The following is an 18,825-nucleotide window of genomic DNA, read 5'->3' on the forward strand; positions in this document are numbered from 1 at the left end:
TCTGCATAGCCTTATGTGCGAGCAAGGATGAACCTCAAACAGATCGAAGCGTTCGAAGCGGTGGCAAGCCTTGGAACCACGACCGCCGCGGCTCAGCGGCTGGAAATCTCGCAATCGGTTGTCAGCAGGCTGCTGGCTCAACTGGAAGAAGACCTCGGTCTCAGGCTTTTTGTACGGGAACAAGGCAGGCTTACCCTGACGCGCGAGGGAGCCGCTTTAGTCGATGAAGTGAAGACCCTGCTCGACGGCTCGCATTGCTTGCGGCGTCATGCGCAGCAACTGCGGCTTGGCGGAATGCAGCGAAAACTGGTTCGCGTGATGGTGCCGAACACGTTCGCCCAGCATGTCATGCCGCAAGTCATGGAAACGTTCTGCAAGGCGCACGAGCTTGCGGTGCTGGAGGTCTTGTCAGGCACTTATGGACAAGGCGAGCGTGCCCTCTTAAGCCGGGAAGTCGATCTGGCTTTCGTGCAAATGCCAGCGCGCCTGCCCGGTTTGCGGGTTCATCGCGTGTTTCCTTCGCAGTCTGCCTGTGTCGTCCCCTTGGATCATCCTCTGGCCGCGCTCGACAGGATCAGCGCGCTGGATCTCGAACTCGTGCCGCTGATCTTGCTTGGACGTCAAAGCCTGCACAGACGCGAAGTCGACATGGCGTTCCGCCGCGCTCGCATCACGCCGCGCGTGCTGGCGGAAGTTCATTCGGTCGGCGTGGCCTGTGCCATGGTTGCGCGAGGCATGGGCGTGACGATCGTCACCCAGGTGCTGGCGGCCTGCTGCCCATCGGAAGGATTTGCCATCAAGCCATTCGAACCCGCGCTGCCGTTTGAAATAGGCCTGGCGACGCTGCAGGAGACACCGGAGGGATCCATGACGGTCGCGTTGCTGGATTGCATTGGCGACACGCTGGTCGGCCTCGACGCCCAACCCGCAATTATGTAATTCCACGCCGATCCAGCAGACAATTCACTGCACTTAGCCGCCATTCATTCGTCTGATCAAGCCGCTTCCGTCCGTGAGCGTGGTGTACTGCGTGTAGTATTCGAAGGTCCGATTGCCGCTCGCCCTGAAGGTGTTACTGGGAGACGATGGAATGCGCGTACTGATCGTCGATGATCACGAGCTGTTCAGAGCCGGATTGGCGCTGCTGCTGAGAGACCTCTTTCCGGACATCGAGTTGCTGCACGCGAGTACCTTGTCGCAAGGCATGAGTCACGCGCTTGGCGAACTCCTCAACATCGTTTTTCTCGATCTCGATCTTCCTGACGGCCACGGTTGCAGCGCGCTTGGCCGATTGAAGGAGTCGCGGCCGTCGTTACCGGTGATCGTGATATCGGCCGATGAGACCGTGGAAACCATTACGCGATGCATCGAGCTTCGCGCCATGGGATACGTGCCCAAATCGTCGCCTCCTGAAGCGCTTCATGCAGCCATCAGCGCGGTGCTTGCCGGGGGCGTGTTCCTGCCCGCAGCCAGCATCGCGAGGCTCAGGCGTGACATGGGCACGGACGAGGCTTCAGCAAATGGGCCTGAGAAAGCGCAGCCGAGCGGTAATTCGGAAATGAGCAACGCGTCCGAGTTGGGACTCACGCCGAGAGAGTTCGAAACATTGGCGTGGCTGGTGCGAGGACTTCCGTCCAAGGCCATCGCGCTGAAAATGGGGCTTGAGGACATTACCGTCCGGAAATACGTCAGTCATCTGCTCGCGCATTTCAATCTGCGGCGCCGTACGGAACTCATCGTCATGCTGGCGGATAGAGGGATCAAACTCGGCGTCCCGCCGGTCACGGATCCTGCGCATGACCGGGGCCTGTCGGCTGTTGAGCGGCCACGAAGCGACTGACTTCGGCGAGGGTGCTTTCCGGTGCGGATGACTTGCGCAACAGAACAAACGGCTCGGCGAAATCGCGAAGTGCGCGGGGAGATACCAGTTCGCCCGTGATGAACGCAACGGGAAGCACGCCGGCCCAGGCGAAATGCCGCCTGATCCGTTCGGCAACTTCGATACCGGTTGGTCCGTCGCGCAGGCGGATATCCATGACGATGATGTCAGGTGCGCGGCCGTCATCGGCCAGAATCGCTTCGAATCCCGCCATCGACTCGGCGGTATCCACCAGTGCGCCGGCACTTAGGAACAAGCGGCGCAGGCCTTCCAGAACGGTCGGTTCGTCGTCGCATAGCAGGACGTATTTGCCCGTTAGGACGGACGTGGACGCGTCGTTCTTTGGATCGTCCGTCTCGATGGCAGGTGTCATTTTGGATATCGGCGCGTACAGGGAAAAGCGCGATCCGCGCCCTTCGACGGACCAGAAGCTCATGCTGTGTTGCGGCAGGATCCCAATGACCCGGTGCACGATAGACAGCCCAAGTCCCAAGCCTTTCGATCGATCGCGACCCGGGTTGTCGATCTGATAGTACTCGGCGAATATCGCCTCCCGATGCCTGGGCGCAATACCGACGCCCGTGTCCCGCACGTCTATACGAAGCCGTTCACCGATCTCCACCCAACCGATGACGACGCCCCCCACGGAGGTGTTCTTGATCGCATTCGATACAAAATTGGACAATGCCCGCTTGAACAAGGCGCGGTCACTTTCAATGGGCGGCGGGAGGTGCCGGCGCCGGCTGATTCTGAATTCGATGCCCCGCGATTTCGCCAGATCAAGGTATTGATCGATGACCTCCGTCAGCACGGCCTGTGTGTCGACCGGCGCCATGCGCGGGATGTAGGAACCTAGTTCGCTATAGTCCTGAATGTCCTTGAACATGTCGAGGATGTCGCGCGCCGTTTCTTCGATGACGTCGAGATCATGACTCGCGGCGTGTTCATCGTCGAGTTTCATCCGCGCGCTGCGGATGAAGAGGTTGATCGCGGCGAGAGGTTGCTGGATGTCGTGGTAGGCCGATGAAAAGAACCGCTCCTTCTCTCTAACGATTTCTCTCATACGATCATTCTGCTGATTGACAACCAGTGACGCTGCTTCAACTCGTGCCTTGGCTGCACGCAACGTCCGCCGGAACACAAATTCGCGCCGGGCAGCGCGTTCAAACTGAATGCACACGACAATGCCGGCGAGATACATGACAGACACTGTATTCCCACGGGAAATCCAGGAAACCCAGTGAAACCCCGGGGTGGAAACATTAGCCCGTAGCCAGAAGTAAAAGGCAAAACGGAAGATTACAATGCATAGTCCGACTAGCCACGCTGCCGTGATTGCACGGAGTCGGAACGATGTGAGTATCAGGAAAGTGAGAATAAAAAATTCGGAAGAAATTGCCTCGAAAACCTGGGTCACGGGGTAGACGCACATCAACCCCAACTGAGCGAACCAACAACTCAGTATGACTATACAAAGCAATCTGACGGCCCAGCGTTCGTCAAAGGCGCGTGGTCCCCACATCAACCATACCGGCACAGCCATACCCACGGCACCTGCAAGTCGCACACAGCCAACGTGGAGGACAATACTGGGATCAAGCGTGTTCAGCAGCAACCAATCACGGCCAACAAACAGGATCCATATCGTTATGAGGCTGGCGCCAGCCAGCCTGCGTTGGCCCGCGTAGCGACGCGCATAGTCCATACGGAATGCACGCTCTTGAGCCGCCGATCCAAACTTGCGTACTACGAAGCCTGACGATCTCATAAGGCTGCTTGATCAGGAAAGCCGCCGTGGGAAGAGAGTGCGCGACATCGAGAGGCTTTATTGGCGCACTAGGGGTTAGACAGATTCCCACCGGACATGGCTAACGGAGTGAGACGGCAAAATTCCAGCGAAAGCGGCGCGGGTGGTCCTGGCTACACAACACACCCATGCGAAGCCACAGTGCGATAAAAACAGAGTAACAGGTCGCCATTCCCACCATTAGCCACAAATGTATCAGCAACGTGATGTGTCCTTGCCCGCAACGAGCCGACCAACTCCAGCGAGGGTGCTTTCTGGCGCGGAAGATTTCCGCAACAGCACGAACGGTTCGGCGAAATCGCGAAGTGCGCGGGGAGACACCAGTTCGCCCGTGATGAATGCAACGGGAAGCACGCCCGCCCAGGCGAAATGCCGCCTGACCCTGTCAGCAACCTCGATGCCGGTCTGCCCGTCGCGCAGGCGAATATCAGTGACCACGACATCTGGCGCGCGACCGTCCTCGGCCAGTATCGCTTCAATGCCCGTCATCGACTCGGCGGTATCCACCAGTGCGCCCACGCTGAGGAACAAGCGCCGCAGGCCCTCCAGGACGGTCGGTTCGTCGTCGCACAGCAGGACGTATTTGCCCTTGAGGACGGACGTGGACGCGTCGTTCTTTGGATCATCCGTCTCGAGGACAGGCGTCATTTTGGATATCGGCGCGTACAGGGAAAAGCGCGATCCGCGCCCTTCGACCGACCAGAAACTCATGCTGTGCTTCGGCAGGATGCCAATAACCCGGTGGACGATAGACAAGCCGAGCCCCAGGCCTTTCGAGCGATCGCGACCCGGGTTGTCGATCTGATAGTACTCGGCGAATATCGCTTCCCGATGCGCGGGCGCAATGCCGACGCCTGTGTCACGCACGTCTATGCGAAGCCGTTCGCCGATCTCCACCCAGCCGATGACGAGACCCCCCACGGAGGTGTTCTTGATCGCATTCGATACAAAATTGGACAATGCCCGCTTGAACAAGGCGCGGTCACTTTCGATGGGCGGCGGAGGGCGTCGACGTCCGGTGATTCTGAATTCGATGCCCCGCGCCCTTGCCGGTTCAAGGTATTGCTCGAAGACCTCCGTCAGCACGGCTTGCGTATCGACCGGCGCCATGCGCGGGATGTAGGAACCTAGTTCGCTATAGTCCTGAATGTCCTTGAACATGTCGAGGATGTCGCGTGCCGTTTCCTCGATGACGTCGAGATCATGACTCGCGGCGTGTTCATCGTCGAGTTTTATCCGCGCGCTACGAATAAAGAGGTTGATCGCGGCGAGAGGTTGCTGGATGTCGTGGTAGGCCGATGAAAAGAACCGCTCCTTCTCTCTAACGATTTCTCTCATACGATCATTCTGCTGATTGACAACCAGGGACGCTGCTTCAACTCGTGCCTTGGCTGCACGCAACGTCCGCCGGAACACAAATTCGCGCCGGGCAGTGCGTTCAAACTGAATGCACACAACAATGCCGGCGAGATACATGATTAACACTATAGCCCCAAGGGAAACCCAGTGACGCACCACGGTGGAAACGTCACTCCGTGACGAGATTTCAATGTTCAGTTCTACAAGATGGAAGGTTACAACGCAAAGTCCGACTAACCACGCTGCCGTGATTGCACGAAGTCGGAACAATGTGAATACCAGAAAAAGGCCAACAAAAAAGCCGGGGAAAATCTCCGTTGAGACCCGTGTCACCGGGTAAACGTTCACCAACCCCAATAGGGCGAACCAACAGCTCAGCGTCACTACACAAAGCAATCTGACGGCCCGGCGTTCGTCAAAAGCGCGTGGTCCCCACATCAACCATACCGGCACAGCCATACCCACGGCACCTGCAAGTCGCACACAGCCAACGTGGAGGACAATACTGGGATCAAGCGTGTTCAGCAGCAACCAATCGCGGACAGTAGCCGCGATCCATATCAGTATGAGGCTGGCGCCGGCCAGCCTGCGTTGGCCCGCGTAGCGACGCGCGTAGTCCATACGGAACGCACGCTCCATCGCCGCTGACCTGAACTTGCGTACTACGAAGCCTGACGCTCTCATAGGGCTGCTTGGGTTCAGAAAGCCGCCGTGATCGGAGAGTGCGCGGTATTGATAAGCTTTATTGGCGCACCACGAGTTAGACAGGTTCTCTCTGAACGCGGCTAACGGAGTGAGACGGTAAATTCCAGCGGAAGCGGCACGGGTGGTCAGGGGGGGCACGGCACCCTCGTGCGTAGCCACAGTGCGATCAAAACAGAATAACAGGTCGCCATCGCTACTATCAGCCACAAATGTATCAGCAGCGTGGTGTGTCCTTTCCCGCACCAGGATGGTTTGGCAAGGAGTTCGGTCGTGGAAGGCGACTACGTGATACGTCGCCCGGATTGGTCAAACGGGAGTGCAACCATCTTTCATCTGCGTTACTTGTCCGTCGCCTGCGCATGTGCGTTGAATCTTCGTCATGCTGGCGGATAGTAGGATCAAACTTGGGGTCCCGCCAGTCACGGACTCCGCGCGTGACCGAAGCCTGTCGACTGCTGGGCGGCCACGAACCGACTGACTTCATCGAGCGTGTTTTCCGGCGCTGAAGACTTCCGCAGCAAAACGAACGGCTCGGCGAAATCGCAAAGTGCGCGGGGAGACACCAGTTCGCCCGTAATGAACGCGACGGGAAGTACGCCCGCCCAAGAGAAATGCCGCCTGATCCGTTCGGCAACTTCGATACCGGTTGGCCCGTCGCGCAGCCGGATATCGGTGACGATGATGTCGGGAATGCGGCCGTCATCAGCCAGAATCGCCTCGAATCCCGCCATCGACTCGGCGGTATCCACCAGGGCGCCGGCGCTCGAGAACAGGCGCCGCAGGCCCTCCAGAACCGTTGGTTCGTCGTCGCACAGCAGGACATATCTGCCCTTGAGGACAGACGTGGATGAGTCGTTCTTTGGATCGTCCGTCTCGATGACAGGTGTCATTTTGGATATCGGCGCGTACAGGGAAAAGCGCGACCCGCGTCCTTCGCAAGACCAGAAACTCATGCTGTGCTTCGGCAGAATGCCAATGACCCGGTGCACGATGGACAGCCCGAGCCCTAGCCCTTTCGAGCGATCTCGGCCCGGGTTGTTGATCTGATAGTACTCGGTGAATATTGCATCCCGATGCGTGGGCGCGATACCGACGCCCGTGTCCCGCACGTCTATGCGAAGCCGTTCCCCGATCTCCACCCAGCCGATGACGACCCCACCCTCGGAGGTGTTCTTGATCGCATTCGATATGAAATTGGACAATGCCCGCTTGAACAAGGAGTGGTCACTTTCAATGGGTGGCGGGTGCCGCCGACGCCTGCTGATCCTGAGTTCGATCCCCTTCGATTTTGCCGGTTCAAGGTACTGCTCGAAGATTTCCGTCAGCACGGCCTCCGTGTCAACTGGCGCCATGTGCGGGATGTAAGAGCCTAGTTCGCTATAGTCTTGAATATCCTTGAACATGTCGAGGATGTCGCGTGCCGTTTCTTCGATGACATCGAGATCATGGCTTGCAGCGTGTTCGTCTTCGAGTTTTATCCGCGCGCTGCGGGTAAAAAGATTGATCGCGGCGAGAGGCTGCTGGATGTCGTGGTAGGCCGATGAAAAGAACCGCTCCTTCTCCTTGATGAGTTCTCTCATACGTTCATTCTGCGCTTCAACGCGTGCCTTGGCTGCTCGCAACGTCCGTCGGAACGCAAATTCGCGCCGGGCGGCGAGTTCAAACTGAATGCAGACGAGAACGCCGGCGAGATACATGAGGGACACCATAATCGCACCTGAAATCCAGTCAACCGCCAGCGTCGGAACCTTGTACGGTCGCCAGAGGTAAAGCCACAATTCTGCAAGGTTAAAGCTTATAGCGCATATACCGACTAACCACGCTGCCGTGATCGCTCGAAGCCGGAACGACGTGAATACCACGAAAAGGATAAGCAGAAAGCCCGGGACAATTTCGCGGAAGGCCATGGCCGCGGGGTAAAGCGCCATCAACGCCGATAGGGAAAACCAGGCGCTCAGCGTCCCTACACACATGCATCCGGCGGCCCAGCGTTCGTCAAGGGCGCGCGGTCCCCACATCATCCATACCGGCACACTGATACCCACGACACCTGCAAGCCGCGCATAGCCGATGTAGAAAAGGATGTTGGAATTGAGCGCGTTCAGCAGCCACCAATCACGGCCAGCAAACAGAATCCATATCAGGATGCTGCCGGCGCCAGCCAGCCTGCGCTGTCCCGCGTAGCGACGCGCATAGTCCACACGGAACGCACGCTCCACAGCCGCCGATCTGAACTTCCGTACTACGAAGCCTGACGATCTCATAAGCTGCTTGATTCGGAAAACCGCCGTGGGCGGATAGTGCGCGATATCCAGAGGCTTTATCGGCGCACCGCTGGTTAGACAGGTCCCTACCGAACGTGGCTAACGGAGTAAGACTGAACATCCCAGCGAAAGCGGCGCGGGTGGTCACGGGTACTCAACACCTTCGTGCGGCGCCACAGTGCGATAAAAACAGAATAGCAGGTCCCATTTACTACCATCAGGCACAAATGTATCAGCAACGTGATTTGCCTTCCCCGCACATCCACGGTCCGGGCAAGCCGCTGCCCGTCCTGGACGATGACGACTGATGCGTCGCCCAGGTTGGTCAACGGGAGTGCATACATCTTTCACCTGCGTTGCTTGTCCGTCGCCTACGCATGTGCGTTGCGACGGCGTGTCGCCTGACCAAGAATGAATATGACAGCAACGCCGAAAGGCATTCGTCGAGTGGCCCCGGATCGGTTGATCGTCGCCCGAGCCGGACCTCCCTTGGCTTGTGCGAAGACTGCTGTCGGTCGGCGAACGATGCACAGGCCGATCTCTTAAACCCCTAAAGGAGAACGCTCATGAAACTTCATCAATCGATCGCCGTCTGCCTTGCCCTGATGGCCGGCGTCACAGCAGACGGATGCTTCGCCCAATCAGCGGCCGGTCAGAGCGAGTCGGTAGCAGCTGGCACCGCCGCTCAGGATCCGGTGGCCGCGGTTCCGGCTGTCACGCCGGTGCCCGCCGATTCCGTTGGAAAAACACGCGCGCAAGTGATACAGGAACTGGAAGATTTTCAGCACAGTGACCAGGCAGAGAAGATGCATGAGCTTTATCGGGGCAACTAACAAGGCGCCCTGGGTGGCAAGAGCATGTTTGTATAGCGATCGCGTCCGGTTCATGGATCACTACCGTCACGATTTATAGCCTTTGGCGTTGAGGAAACCAGCAAGATATCAAATAAAAAAATCAGTAATCCATAGTATAAGAATGTGGGTATGAATATCGACATAATATCGCCAGGTTCTTCGTTATGTCGTGCGTACACGGTCGGAGTGCAGGTTGCACAGGCTCCGGCCGCGGGGGTAGTGCATTGAACCTGTGCAGCAGTTCCCGCGTCCATTGGCTGGAGGCAAGGGCGTCCACTACGACAAAACAGAAAACTGCTCTATCGGAACGCCGGATAGCGTCCAGCGTTATCGTTGTGCCGGGTCGCTTCCTGCTACCCGGATCGGGAATATTTTCGTGATAGCATTTCCACGCGAGGAGGCCACTTCGATCGCGCAGCCCCCGACACATGTTGACGCTTTCATACTTTCTACTGCGGGACGCCGCTGCACTTCGCGGATCGAGATTCGGAATGTGTTTGAGACGCGAGATCCCGTTATTGCGCATATGGCGCAGATTCTCATCGAGGAACTCGACCGCAAGCCTAACCCCGCGCAGACTCTCGTTGTTGATCATGTGTCGTTCGCGCTGCCAGCGCATTTGCTTCGAAGTTACAACGCGTTTGAACCCGTTGTGCCACAGGTACTGCCAGCGCTGAGCAGAGTCGAAATGGCTCGCCTCACTCAATACATAGAAGAATCTGGACGGTCCGATAGGACTCGTTGAACTTGCAAGCATAGTGAATGTTAGCCGTTTCCACTTTACCCGTTTGTTCAAGCGAAGCACGGGTATGACTGCGATCAGCTTTGTCGAGCAATGCCGGATTCGGCGCGCTCAATCTCTAATCCTGGAGACGGCAATGCCGAATGCTGCGACGACGAGAGTGTTGGTTTTGTAATCGGTCATACGTTTTTCTCCGACATTAAAAGAGAGCAGCGAAGAGAGCAGCGATCTAACGAAATAGCGACAAAGCTCATCCTCGTGCAATGCCAGCGACGCTGACGAGGGTGAGTCAAGGCACACTCAGCATACGAATCGAAGTCAGCGAAAGATTGCACAGTCTTGCGCCATTTGGTCTCGGATTGCGATCTGCACGCGAGAGACCAGCGGTTCGAACAAACCGGCGGAAAACGGCTTCAATTGGCCAAGAGGGTCGGTGAATATGAAATCAGCTCGTCTCCAGTCGATAACCCGCGACGCTACCGGCGCCCTTGCCGGCGCGTTGACCGTCGTTCCCATCATCCTCAGTTGTGGCGCGGTGCTGTACGAAAGCATGGGGGCAGCCTGGGTGACGGCCGGCATATCGGCTGCCTTTGTCGCGGCGGTGGTGGCGGCCATCGTCACGGCACTGCTGGGCCGTGCGCCGTTGCACATGAATTCACCGAAGACCACGCATGCCGCCATTTTGTCGGGGCTGATCGCAAGCGTGGCGACGGATCCATCGTTTGCCGCCGTAAACGCCGGCGGGGGAGCCGCGCTTATCCTGGTAGCGGCGACCGCATTGCTGGTTGCCGGCATCGTTCAGACGATTCTGGGTGCCTCTCGCCTCGGCTTGCTCGTCAAGTTTGTTCCGTATCCAGTTCTTGCCGGCTTCATCAACGGGTTCGCGATCCAGATCATCCTGAATCAATTACCCCGCGCGCTGGATATCGATGGGCCGGAAGAACTGCTGCGGGCGTTGAACGGCACGGTGCCGATCAACTGGTGGGCGTTGGGCTTCGCCCTCGTGTCCGGTGCATTCGTCATCCTGGCGAAAAAGAGAAGCGGGCCTGTTCCCGCGGCATTGATCGGCCTCTTTGCGGGGACCGCACTTCAGATGCTGTGCTTGCGGCTTGTTCCAGATGAGAACCTGGGCGCAACGATTGGAGCGCTGCCGCCCGGCATACCGCTGATCCTGCGCATGACCGACATCCTCAACTTCGTCAGCTCCGCGGGCTTTCGCAATCATGCCGCGGTGATACTTGCGACCGGCATCACGATCGCACTCGTGTCGTCTATCCAGTCGCTGCTGAGCATCTCGAGCACCGAACAACTCTTCGGGGCGCGCCATAACAGTAATCGCGAACTGGTCGTGCAAGGCGTCTCGAACATTGCGTCAGCTTTGTTTGGCGGCGCGCCGAGCGGCGGATCGCCCAACATTACCCGCATCGTCCATGCAAGCGGAGGACGTACCGGTGCGGCCAACCTTGGGTACGCGTGCGTGCTGCTGGCGCTGTCCTATGGGTTGAACCGCGTCGTCGGTCAGATTCCGCTCTCGGTCATGGCCGGCGTGGTGATCGTGACGAGCGCGGAGGCGATGGACAAGTGGACGCATCAACTGCTGCTCGCCGTGGGTTATGGCGGCCATTCTTCGACCCGCTGGGAGATTTTTCTTAACCTGGCGATGGTGCTTGTCGTGACCGCGCTAGTCGTCTTTACCAGCGTACTGGTTGCGCTCGGTGTGGGTTTCGCCGCTGCGTTGATCGCGTTCATCTACCGCTCGAATGCGCAGATGATCCGGCGCATACAGCACGCCACGCAGCTTCGTTCCAGAACGCGACGCTCGCGTGCTTCGCTTGAAGCGCTCGGCCAGCACGGTCGCCGGATTGCTATCGTCGAACTTGACGGTCCACTTTTCTTTGGCTCGGCGGAGAGGGTGGAGCGAGTGGTCGGCGATGAATTATCCAGTAGCGACTGGGTGTTGCTCGACCTGAAACGCATCAGCCATTTCGACAGTAGCGGCGTATTGATGTTGAAGCGACTCGATGAACTGCTGGTCAGGTCCGGCCGGCGCCTGTTTTTTGCGCCGCTTCTTGCCGGTGGGCGCCGCAGAAAGTTTCTGGCGGAATGGGGGCTGACGAAGCCGGAAGCCGAGTTGCGCGTATTCGAAAGCACGGACGTCGCGCTATCGCAGGCTGAAGACGAACTGCTCGATACGTTGGCCGCTCAGGAAAGCGATCAGGAAATCGACCTTGCGGCTTGTCCGGTGACGCACGGGATGAACGATGACGAGCGAGCGCTGCTGTTGAGCCTGGCGACACGCAGGTCATTTGCAGCGGGCGAGGTTGTGATCGGACGCGAGGACCCGCGTGGCGGTTTGTTGTTGCTGACGCAAGGCCGGCTGAGTGCCTTCTGGGAAAGAGACGGGAAGGCGTTGCGTACGGCCAGTTACCGGGCCGGCATGGCGCTCGGTGAACTACCGTTGATGCTGGAGCGGCAGCGCCTGTTGAAGCTCGTGGCCGATACGCCCGCGGTCTTGTTGGAGCTATCGTCGGACGCGCTCGAACAATTGCGCACGACGATGCCGGGCCTTGACGCGAAAATGATGCGGAATCTCAGTAACGAAATCGGCTATCGCCTCTGCGACCTGCTGGAGACGATAAGAGATCTCGAGGGCGATTGAGCGGTGCACTGCCTCTAGCCATTTCTCCGGCTCACACCCTGTCGAAAATACTGTATGGGTGTACAGTGTCGACTTCATCGGCCGTTATCTCGCTAATGCGTGTCGGACGGCGGCTCTCAAGCGCGAGCCACGCTTCGCTTAAGCGTCAGTGGCGGACGATCTAACTCATTGAACCGGTTAGGAAAAATTGGCATCCAACAACGCAATCCGCATTCGCGGTGCTCGCCAGCACAATCTCAAGAACATCGATCTGGACCTTCATACGGGTCAGATGACCGTGGTGACCGGCCCTTCGGGCTCGGGCAAATCGAGCCTCGTGTTCGATACGCTCTACGCCGAAGGCCAGCGTCGCTACGTCGAAACGTTCAGCGCTTATGCGCGGCAATTTCTCGACCGGATGGACCGTCCGCAGGTGGATCGCGTGGACGGCGTGCCGCCGGCAATCGCCATCGACCAGACCAATCCGGTGCGCAGTTCGCGCTCGACCGTCGGCACGATGACCGAGCTGAACGATCACCTGAAGCTGTTCTATGCACGCGCCGCCGAGCTCTTCGATAAAAAGACCTCGCATCAGGTCCGGCATGACACGCCGGAGACCATCTACGTCGAATTGCTTGAGCGCACGAAGGCGAATGATCCGCGCATCGCGATCACGTTTCCGGTGGAACTGCCCGAGTCCGCGAGCGACGACGAAGTCGCGCAGTGGCTGTCGGCCAGCGGCTATACGCGCGTGCAGGCAAAGCGGCACGTGGACGGCCGGCAGATGCTCGACGTGGTGGCAGACAGATTCCGCTTGCAGAAGACGGAGCGCTCGCGGGCGCTGGAAGCTATCGAAGGCGCGTTGCTGCGCGGCACGGGCCGCGTGAATGTCTACGTGCTGCCGGAGCCGGGTGAGGAAACGCCTGAAGGAAACGACGTGCCAACGTGGCGCTTCTCCACCGGCCTGCACAGCCCGGAAAGCGACATCCGCTACGCCGATCCGCAACCCGCGTTGTTCTCGTTCAACTCGGCGTATGGCGCGTGCGAAACGTGTCGTGGCTTCGGCCGGGTGATCGGCGTTGATCTCGGTCTCGTGATTCCCGATGAACGCAAGACGCTGCGCGAGGGCGCGGTCAAGACGCTGCAGACACCCGCTTGGAAAGAGAATCAGGACGACCTGCTGCGCTATGGCGCGAAGGCCGGCATTCGCCTTGGGGTGCCCTGGAGTGAGCTCACGCAAAAAGAACGCGACTGGGTGATCGGCGGCTCGCCCGACTGGTCCGGCAAGTGGCAAAACCAGTGGTACGGCGTGCAGCGTTTCTTCGATTACCTCGAATCGAAGGCGTACAAGATGCACATTCGTGTGTTGCTGTCGAAATATCGCAGCTATACGAAATGTCCGACCTGCGAGGGCGCGCGCCTCAAGACTGAAGCGCTGCTGTGGCGTCTCGGCACGAAGGAGCAAGCGGACGCCGTGCTGAAGCCGGCCGATCGTTTTCTACCGGCCGGCGTGGAGTGGACGCGTGCGCAGCTCGAAGCACTGCCGGGTCTCACGCTGCACGATCTGATGCTGATGCCGATCGACCGCATTCGCCGCTTCTTCGATTCGCTGACGTTGCCAAGCACGCTGCTCGACGACGCGCTCAAGCTCCTGCACAACGAAGTGCGCACGCGCCTGAAATATCTCTGCGATGTCGGCATCGGTTATCTCACGCTCGATCGCCAAAGCCGGACGCTGTCCGGCGGTGAAGTCCAGCGGATCAACCTGACGACAGCACTCGGTACGTCGCTCGTGAACACGCTGTTCGTGCTCGATGAACCCAGCATCGGCTTGCATCCGCGCGATCTGAATCGCATTGTCGAAGCCATGCACCGCTTGCGCGATGCGGGTAATACGCTCGTGGTGGTGGAGCACGATCCGTCGGTGATGCTCGCGGCGGATCGTCTTATCGACATGGGTCCGGGACCGGGTGAACGCGGCGGGCAGATTGTGTACGACGGACCGCCGAACGAAATCGAACATAGCGACACGCTGACGGGCGCGTACCTCGGCGGCCGCAAGCACGTGGCGCATGCATCGAACTGGCAGCGCCGCGCGGTCGATGCAAAGACGCCGCGGCTCGTGCTCGAAGGCGCGACCGAACACAACCTGCGCGATGTCACGGTCGAGATCCCGCTGCAGCGTCTGGTGTGCGTGACGGGTGTATCGGGGTCGGGTAAATCGACGCTGATCCAGGACGTGCTCGCCCCCGCGTTGCAGCGTCATTTCGGCAAGGCGACCGAATCGCCGGGCGCATTCCGCGCGCTAAAGGGTGCTGATGCCCTGAGCGAAGTGATCTTCGTCGATCAGTCACCGATCGGCCGCACGGCGCGCTCGAATCCGGCGAGTTACGTTGGCGCATTCGACGAGATTCGCAAGCTGTTTGCAAAAGCGCCGCTGGCTGCGCAACGCGGTTATAGCGCAGGCATGTTCAGCTTTAATTCCGGCGATGGCCGTTGTCCGACTTGCGGCGGTTCGGGCTTCGAACACGTCGAGATGCAGTTCCTGAGCGACGTCTATTTGCGTTGCCCGGATTGCGATGGACGCCGCTATCGGGCCGAAATCCTGGACGTGCAGATCGAGCGCGACGGCAAGTCGCTCAGCGTGGCGGACGTGCTCGACCTGACCGTGAGCGAAGCCGTTGCGTGCTTTGCGAAAGACAAGGAAGTGCTGCGGGTGTTGCAGCCGATTGTCGACGTTGGACTGGAATATGTGAAGCTGGGACAACCGGTCCCCACACTCTCAGGCGGTGAAGCGCAGCGCCTGAAGCTGGCGGGCTTTCTGGCTGAAACGGCACAGGCGAGCGGCAACCTGCCGGGCCGCCTGTTCATGTTCGACGAGCCGACGACGGGCCTGCATTTCGACGATATCGCGAAGCTGATGCAGGCGCTAAGACGTCTGCTGGAACGTGGCCATTCGCTGATCGTGATCGAACACAACCTCGACGTGATCCGCGCAGCCGACTGGATCATCGATCTCGGTCCGGAAGGTGGCGATGCGGGCGGGTTGGTTGTCTGCGTCGGCACGCCGGACGATGTTTCGGCATGCGAACAATCGCATACCGGAAAGGCCTTGCTCGACTATGAAGAGGCTATGGCGCCCGGCGCGGCCCAGAAGCGCGCAGCGGGCGTTCCGCTGCAACTGGCAGCCGAAGTCGCGGCCGCGCGGCGCGCGTTGCAGGGTGAAGACGTGGTGCGGATTGTCAACGCGCGCGAGCACAACCTGAAGTCGCTCGACGTCGATATCCCGCACGGCAAGTTCAACGTGATCACGGGCGTATCGGGCTCGGGCAAGTCCACATTAGCGTTCGATATTCTTTTCCACGAAGGTCAGCGCCGGTACCTTGAATCGCTGAACGCGTACGCGCGTTCGATCGTTCAACCGGCCGGACGTCCGGAAGTGGACGCCGTCTATGGCATTCCGCCGACCGTTGCCATCGAGCAGCGTTTATCGCGTGGCGGCCGTAAAAGCACGGTCGCGACCACGTCGGAAGTCTGGCATTTCCTGCGGCTCTTGTATGTGAAGCTGGGCATCCAGCATTGCATCCACGACGGCGCGCCGGTCACGGCGCAGAGCCCTGAATCGATCGTCGCGCAGATCATGCGGGATTTCAAAGGCCAGCATATCGGCTTGCTCGCACCGCTCGTGGTGAACCGTAAGGGCATTTACACGGACCTCGCGAAGTGGGCGAAGACACGCGGTCATACGCATCTGCGCGTGGATGGCGAGTTCCTTCCCGTCGATCCGTGGCCGAAGATCGATCGCTTCAAGGAGCACACCATCGAGCTGCCGGTCGGCGATCTGACCGTCAGCGCGAACGATGAAGCCACGCTGAAAGCGATGCTTCTGGAGACGCTCGAACTCGGCAAGGGCGTGATGCATTTGCTTGCTCCGCTTGACGATTTGCATGGTGCGTTGAACGGCGGCAAGAAGGGGACGAAGCACGTTGGCGAGATACGGGTGTTCTCGACGAAACGCGCGTGTCCGGTCTGCGGCACGAGCTACCCCGAACTCGATCCGCGCATGTTCTCGTACAACAGCAAACACGGCTGGTGCCACACCTGCGTGGGCACGGGCGTCACGCTCACGCGCGAGCAGCGCGAAGTCTACGACGACACTGTGCTCTCCGACGATGGCCGTGGCCGCGAGCAGACGATTCCATCGGCGCAACAGGAACCGGATGATGTCGGCGACCAGCCTTGCCCGGATTGCAACGGCACACGCCTGAATGAAGTCGCGCGGGCAGTCACATTCGGCGATCAGCCGATAACGGAAGTCGGCCGCTGGACGGTCAGCGCCACGCGCGGCTGGATCAAGAAGCTGAAGCTCAAGGGCCGGGACGCGGATATTGCCCGCGACGTGGTCAGTGAAATCGAAGGCCGCTTGCTGTTCCTCGAAGAAGTCGGCCTGGGTTATCTGAGCCTGGATCGTGCTGCACCCACGCTCTCGGGCGGCGAAGCGCAACGTATTCGCCTTGCCGCGCAACTCGGCAGCAACTTGCAGGGCGTGTGTTATGTGCTGGATGAGCCGACCATCGGTCTGCATCCGCGCGACAACAAGATCCTGCTGGACGCGCTGAAGAAACTCGGCGACAAGGGCAACACGCTGGTGGTGGTGGAGCACGACGAGGACACGATTCGCCGTGCGGATCACATCATCGATATCGGTCCGGGGGCGGGGAAACGCGGTGGTACGGTCGTGGCGCAAGGCGGCGTGGCCGATCTCGCGGCGCAGCCGGATTCGCTGACGGGCCAGTATCTGGCGAACCCGATCCAGCATCCGTTGCAGGCGCGTCGCGATGTAAAAACCGCGACTGCCAAGCGCGCCGCGATCCCCGAGAACTGGCTCACCGTTCACGGCGCGACGCTGCACAACCTGCGCAACGTCACCGCGAGCATGCCGCTCGGCCGCCTGATCGCCGTCACGGGCGTAAGCGGTTCCGGCAAGTCCACGCTCGCGCGTGACGTGCTGATGACCAATCTGCTCGATGCCGTCGGCCGCTCGGTGTTGTCGTCGCCGGCGACCCGCCGCGCACGCAAGACCGCACAAGCCGACATGCCCGCGCGCAACCGGTCGAGCGTGTTGTCACGTGAGGCGCCGCGCGCAAAGTTCGATGTCACGCATCGCTGGCAGGGTTGCACGGAAGTGACCGGGTTCGAGACCATCGACCGTGTATTGGAAGTGGACCAGACGCCGATCGGCAAGACGCCGCGCTCGTGTCCGGCGACTTATATCGGCATGTGGGACACCATCCGCAAGCTGTTCGCGGACACGCTGGAAGCCCGCGCTCGCGGTTACACGCCGTCGCGTTTCTCGTTCAACACCGGCGACGGCCGCTGCCCGGCGTGCGAAGGTCAGGGCGTGCGCACCATCGCGATGAGCTTCCTGCCCGACGTCAAAGTGCCGTGCGACGTCTGCCATGGTCAGCGCTTCAATCCGGAAACGCTGGCGGTGACATGGCGCGGCAAGAACATTGGTGAAGTGCTGACAATGGAAATCGACGAGGCCGTCGAGTTCTTCTCCGCGATGACAAGCATCTCGCATCCGCTGCAACTGATGAAGGACGTGGGGCTGGGTTACCTGACGCTCGGGCAGCCATCGCCCACGTTGTCAGGCGGTGAAGCGCAGCGGATCAAGCTGGTGACGGAGTTGTCGAAGGTCAGGGACGATATCGGCCGGCGCGGACAGAAGGCGCCGCATACGCTGTATGTGCTCGACGAGCCTACCGTCGGCCTGCACATGGCCGACGTCGCGAAGCTGATTCGCGTGCTGCACCGGTTGGTCGACGGCGGGCATTCGGTGGTGGTGATCGAGCATGATCTGGATGTGATCGCCGAAGCCGACTGGGTGATCGATCTCGGGCCAGAGGGCGGCACGGAAGGCGGCGCGATCGTGGCCGCGACCGATCCGGATACGCTTTCGAAGAATCCAAGAAGTCACACGGGCGCGGCGCTGCGGCCTGTGCTTGAGCGTGGGACAGAGACGGCCGAGGCGGTTCAGTAAGTCTTGTAGGGCAGGAACTTGCCTGATAACACCACGTTGACCCGGTCCCCTTTGGGATCGGGTTCGCGCTGGATATCCATCGAAAAATCGATTGCGCTCATGATCCCATCGCCGAATTCCTCGTGGATCAGTTCCTTGATGGTGCCCCCGTAAACGCTCACTATTTCGTACCATCGATAGATCAGGGGATCGGTCGGGACGGCGCTCGGCAGCGAGCCTTTATAGGGCACAATCTGTAGCCAAGCGACGGCTTCATCGGAGAGGTCGAAGAGGCCACCAACCACTTCGGCATGTGCTTTGGAGAACGTCATCTGCCCGAGGCAGCCTGCCGTTACCCATTCCTTGCTCAAGCCGACTTTCTCCGCCACGTCGGCCCATTTCAGCCCCTTGCTGACCTTGGCGGCGAGAATCAAGCGAGTCACTTCGCTGCGATCTGAAATCATTCGGGTCACTCCTTGAGGGTGGTTTCAAACGAGTGTATCGGCCAATCGCGCGGCTGGCTGGTGGACAAAAAAACTGCGGAAGACGCAAACG

General features: G+C 59.6%; 10 protein-coding genes. 6 read left to right on the plus strand and 4 right to left on the minus strand.

Features of this window, described 5'->3' with window-relative positions:
- Window positions 1-27: 27 nt before the first annotated feature.
- Both FH08_RS0105235 and FH08_RS0105240 read left to right on the plus strand, forming a co-directional pair.
- Entirely contained in the window at window positions 28-939 is a 912-nt protein-coding gene (locus FH08_RS0105235; protein ID WP_051887786.1) for a LysR family transcriptional regulator, read from the plus strand.
- 151 nt (window positions 940-1,090) lie between these two features.
- Complete coding sequence (locus tag FH08_RS0105240; RefSeq protein WP_031357319.1) at window positions 1,091-1,840, plus strand: response regulator transcription factor; 750 nt, start codon at window positions 1,091-1,093, stop codon at window positions 1,838-1,840.
- Here FH08_RS0105240 and FH08_RS52450 read toward each other — a convergent pair.
- The 3 genes from FH08_RS52450 to FH08_RS0105255 form a co-directional block, all read right to left on the minus strand.
- Window positions 1,782-2,942 carry a hybrid sensor histidine kinase/response regulator gene (locus tag FH08_RS52450; protein ID WP_160172431.1) on the minus strand — a complete coding sequence of 387 codons (1,161 nt, stop codon included), beginning with the start codon at window positions 2,940-2,942 and terminating at the stop codon, window positions 1,782-1,784. The two genes, FH08_RS0105240 and FH08_RS52450, sit on opposite strands and share 59 nt — an antisense overlap.
- Before the next feature lie 939 nt (window positions 2,943-3,881).
- Complete coding sequence (locus FH08_RS0105250; protein WP_152602735.1) at window positions 3,882-5,888, minus strand: hybrid sensor histidine kinase/response regulator; 2,007 nt, start codon at window positions 5,886-5,888, stop codon at window positions 3,882-3,884.
- A gap of 281 nt (window positions 5,889-6,169) precedes the next feature.
- Window positions 6,170-7,951, minus strand: a complete 1,782-nt coding sequence (locus tag FH08_RS0105255; RefSeq protein ID WP_031357322.1) for a hybrid sensor histidine kinase/response regulator — start codon at window positions 7,949-7,951, stop codon at window positions 6,170-6,172.
- 629 nt (window positions 7,952-8,580) lie between these two features.
- Here FH08_RS0105255 and FH08_RS0105265 point away from each other — a divergent pair.
- The 4 genes from FH08_RS0105265 to uvrA all read left to right on the plus strand — a co-directional run bounded on the left by FH08_RS0105265 (window position 8,581) and on the right by uvrA (window position 18,291).
- Complete coding sequence (locus FH08_RS0105265; protein WP_031357324.1) at window positions 8,581-8,847, plus strand: hypothetical protein; 267 nt, start codon at window positions 8,581-8,583, stop codon at window positions 8,845-8,847.
- A gap of 779 nt (window positions 8,848-9,626) precedes the next feature.
- Complete coding sequence (locus FH08_RS53215; protein WP_235210288.1) at window positions 9,627-9,785, plus strand: helix-turn-helix domain-containing protein; 159 nt, start codon at window positions 9,627-9,629, stop codon at window positions 9,783-9,785.
- Window positions 9,786-10,049: 264 nt separating this feature from the next.
- Window positions 10,050-12,269 carry a SulP family inorganic anion transporter gene (locus FH08_RS0105280; RefSeq protein ID WP_081889366.1) on the plus strand — a complete coding sequence of 740 codons (2,220 nt, stop codon included), beginning with the start codon at window positions 10,050-10,052 and terminating at the stop codon, window positions 12,267-12,269.
- A gap of 187 nt (window positions 12,270-12,456) precedes the next feature.
- Window positions 12,457-18,291, plus strand: a complete 5,835-nt coding sequence (gene uvrA, locus FH08_RS0105285) for an excinuclease ABC subunit UvrA (protein WP_031357327.1) — start codon at window positions 12,457-12,459, stop codon at window positions 18,289-18,291.
- On the opposite strand, the gene cynS is transcribed toward uvrA, so the two are convergent.
- Window positions 18,285-18,734: a cyanase gene (cynS, locus tag FH08_RS0105290; RefSeq protein WP_031357328.1), complete on the minus strand. Its 450-nt coding sequence runs from the start codon at window positions 18,732-18,734 to the stop codon at window positions 18,285-18,287. The genes uvrA and cynS overlap by 7 nt on opposite strands.
- Window positions 18,735-18,825: the final 91 nt, after the last annotated feature.

The organism is Caballeronia sordidicola (assembly GCF_000729995.1).
Classification (GTDB): domain Bacteria; phylum Pseudomonadota; class Gammaproteobacteria; order Burkholderiales; family Burkholderiaceae; genus Caballeronia; species Caballeronia sordidicola_A.

Coding starts and splice junctions, on each gene's coding strand:
- cynS (WP_031357328.1), bottom strand. CDS start 18,734: ATGATTTCAGATCGCAGCGAAGTGACTCGCTTGATTCTCGCCGCCAAG.
- FH08_RS0105265 (WP_031357324.1), top strand. CDS start 8,581: ATGAAACTTCATCAATCGATCGCCGTCTGCCTTGCCCTGATGGCCGGC.
- FH08_RS0105235 (WP_051887786.1), top strand. CDS start 28: ATGAACCTCAAACAGATCGAAGCGTTCGAAGCGGTGGCAAGCCTTGGA.
- FH08_RS52450 (WP_160172431.1), bottom strand. CDS start 2,942: ATGAGAGAAATCGTTAGAGAGAAGGAGCGGTTCTTTTCATCGGCCTAC.
- FH08_RS0105240 (WP_031357319.1), top strand. CDS start 1,091: ATGCGCGTACTGATCGTCGATGATCACGAGCTGTTCAGAGCCGGATTG.
- FH08_RS0105280 (WP_081889366.1), top strand. CDS start 10,050: ATGAAATCAGCTCGTCTCCAGTCGATAACCCGCGACGCTACCGGCGCC.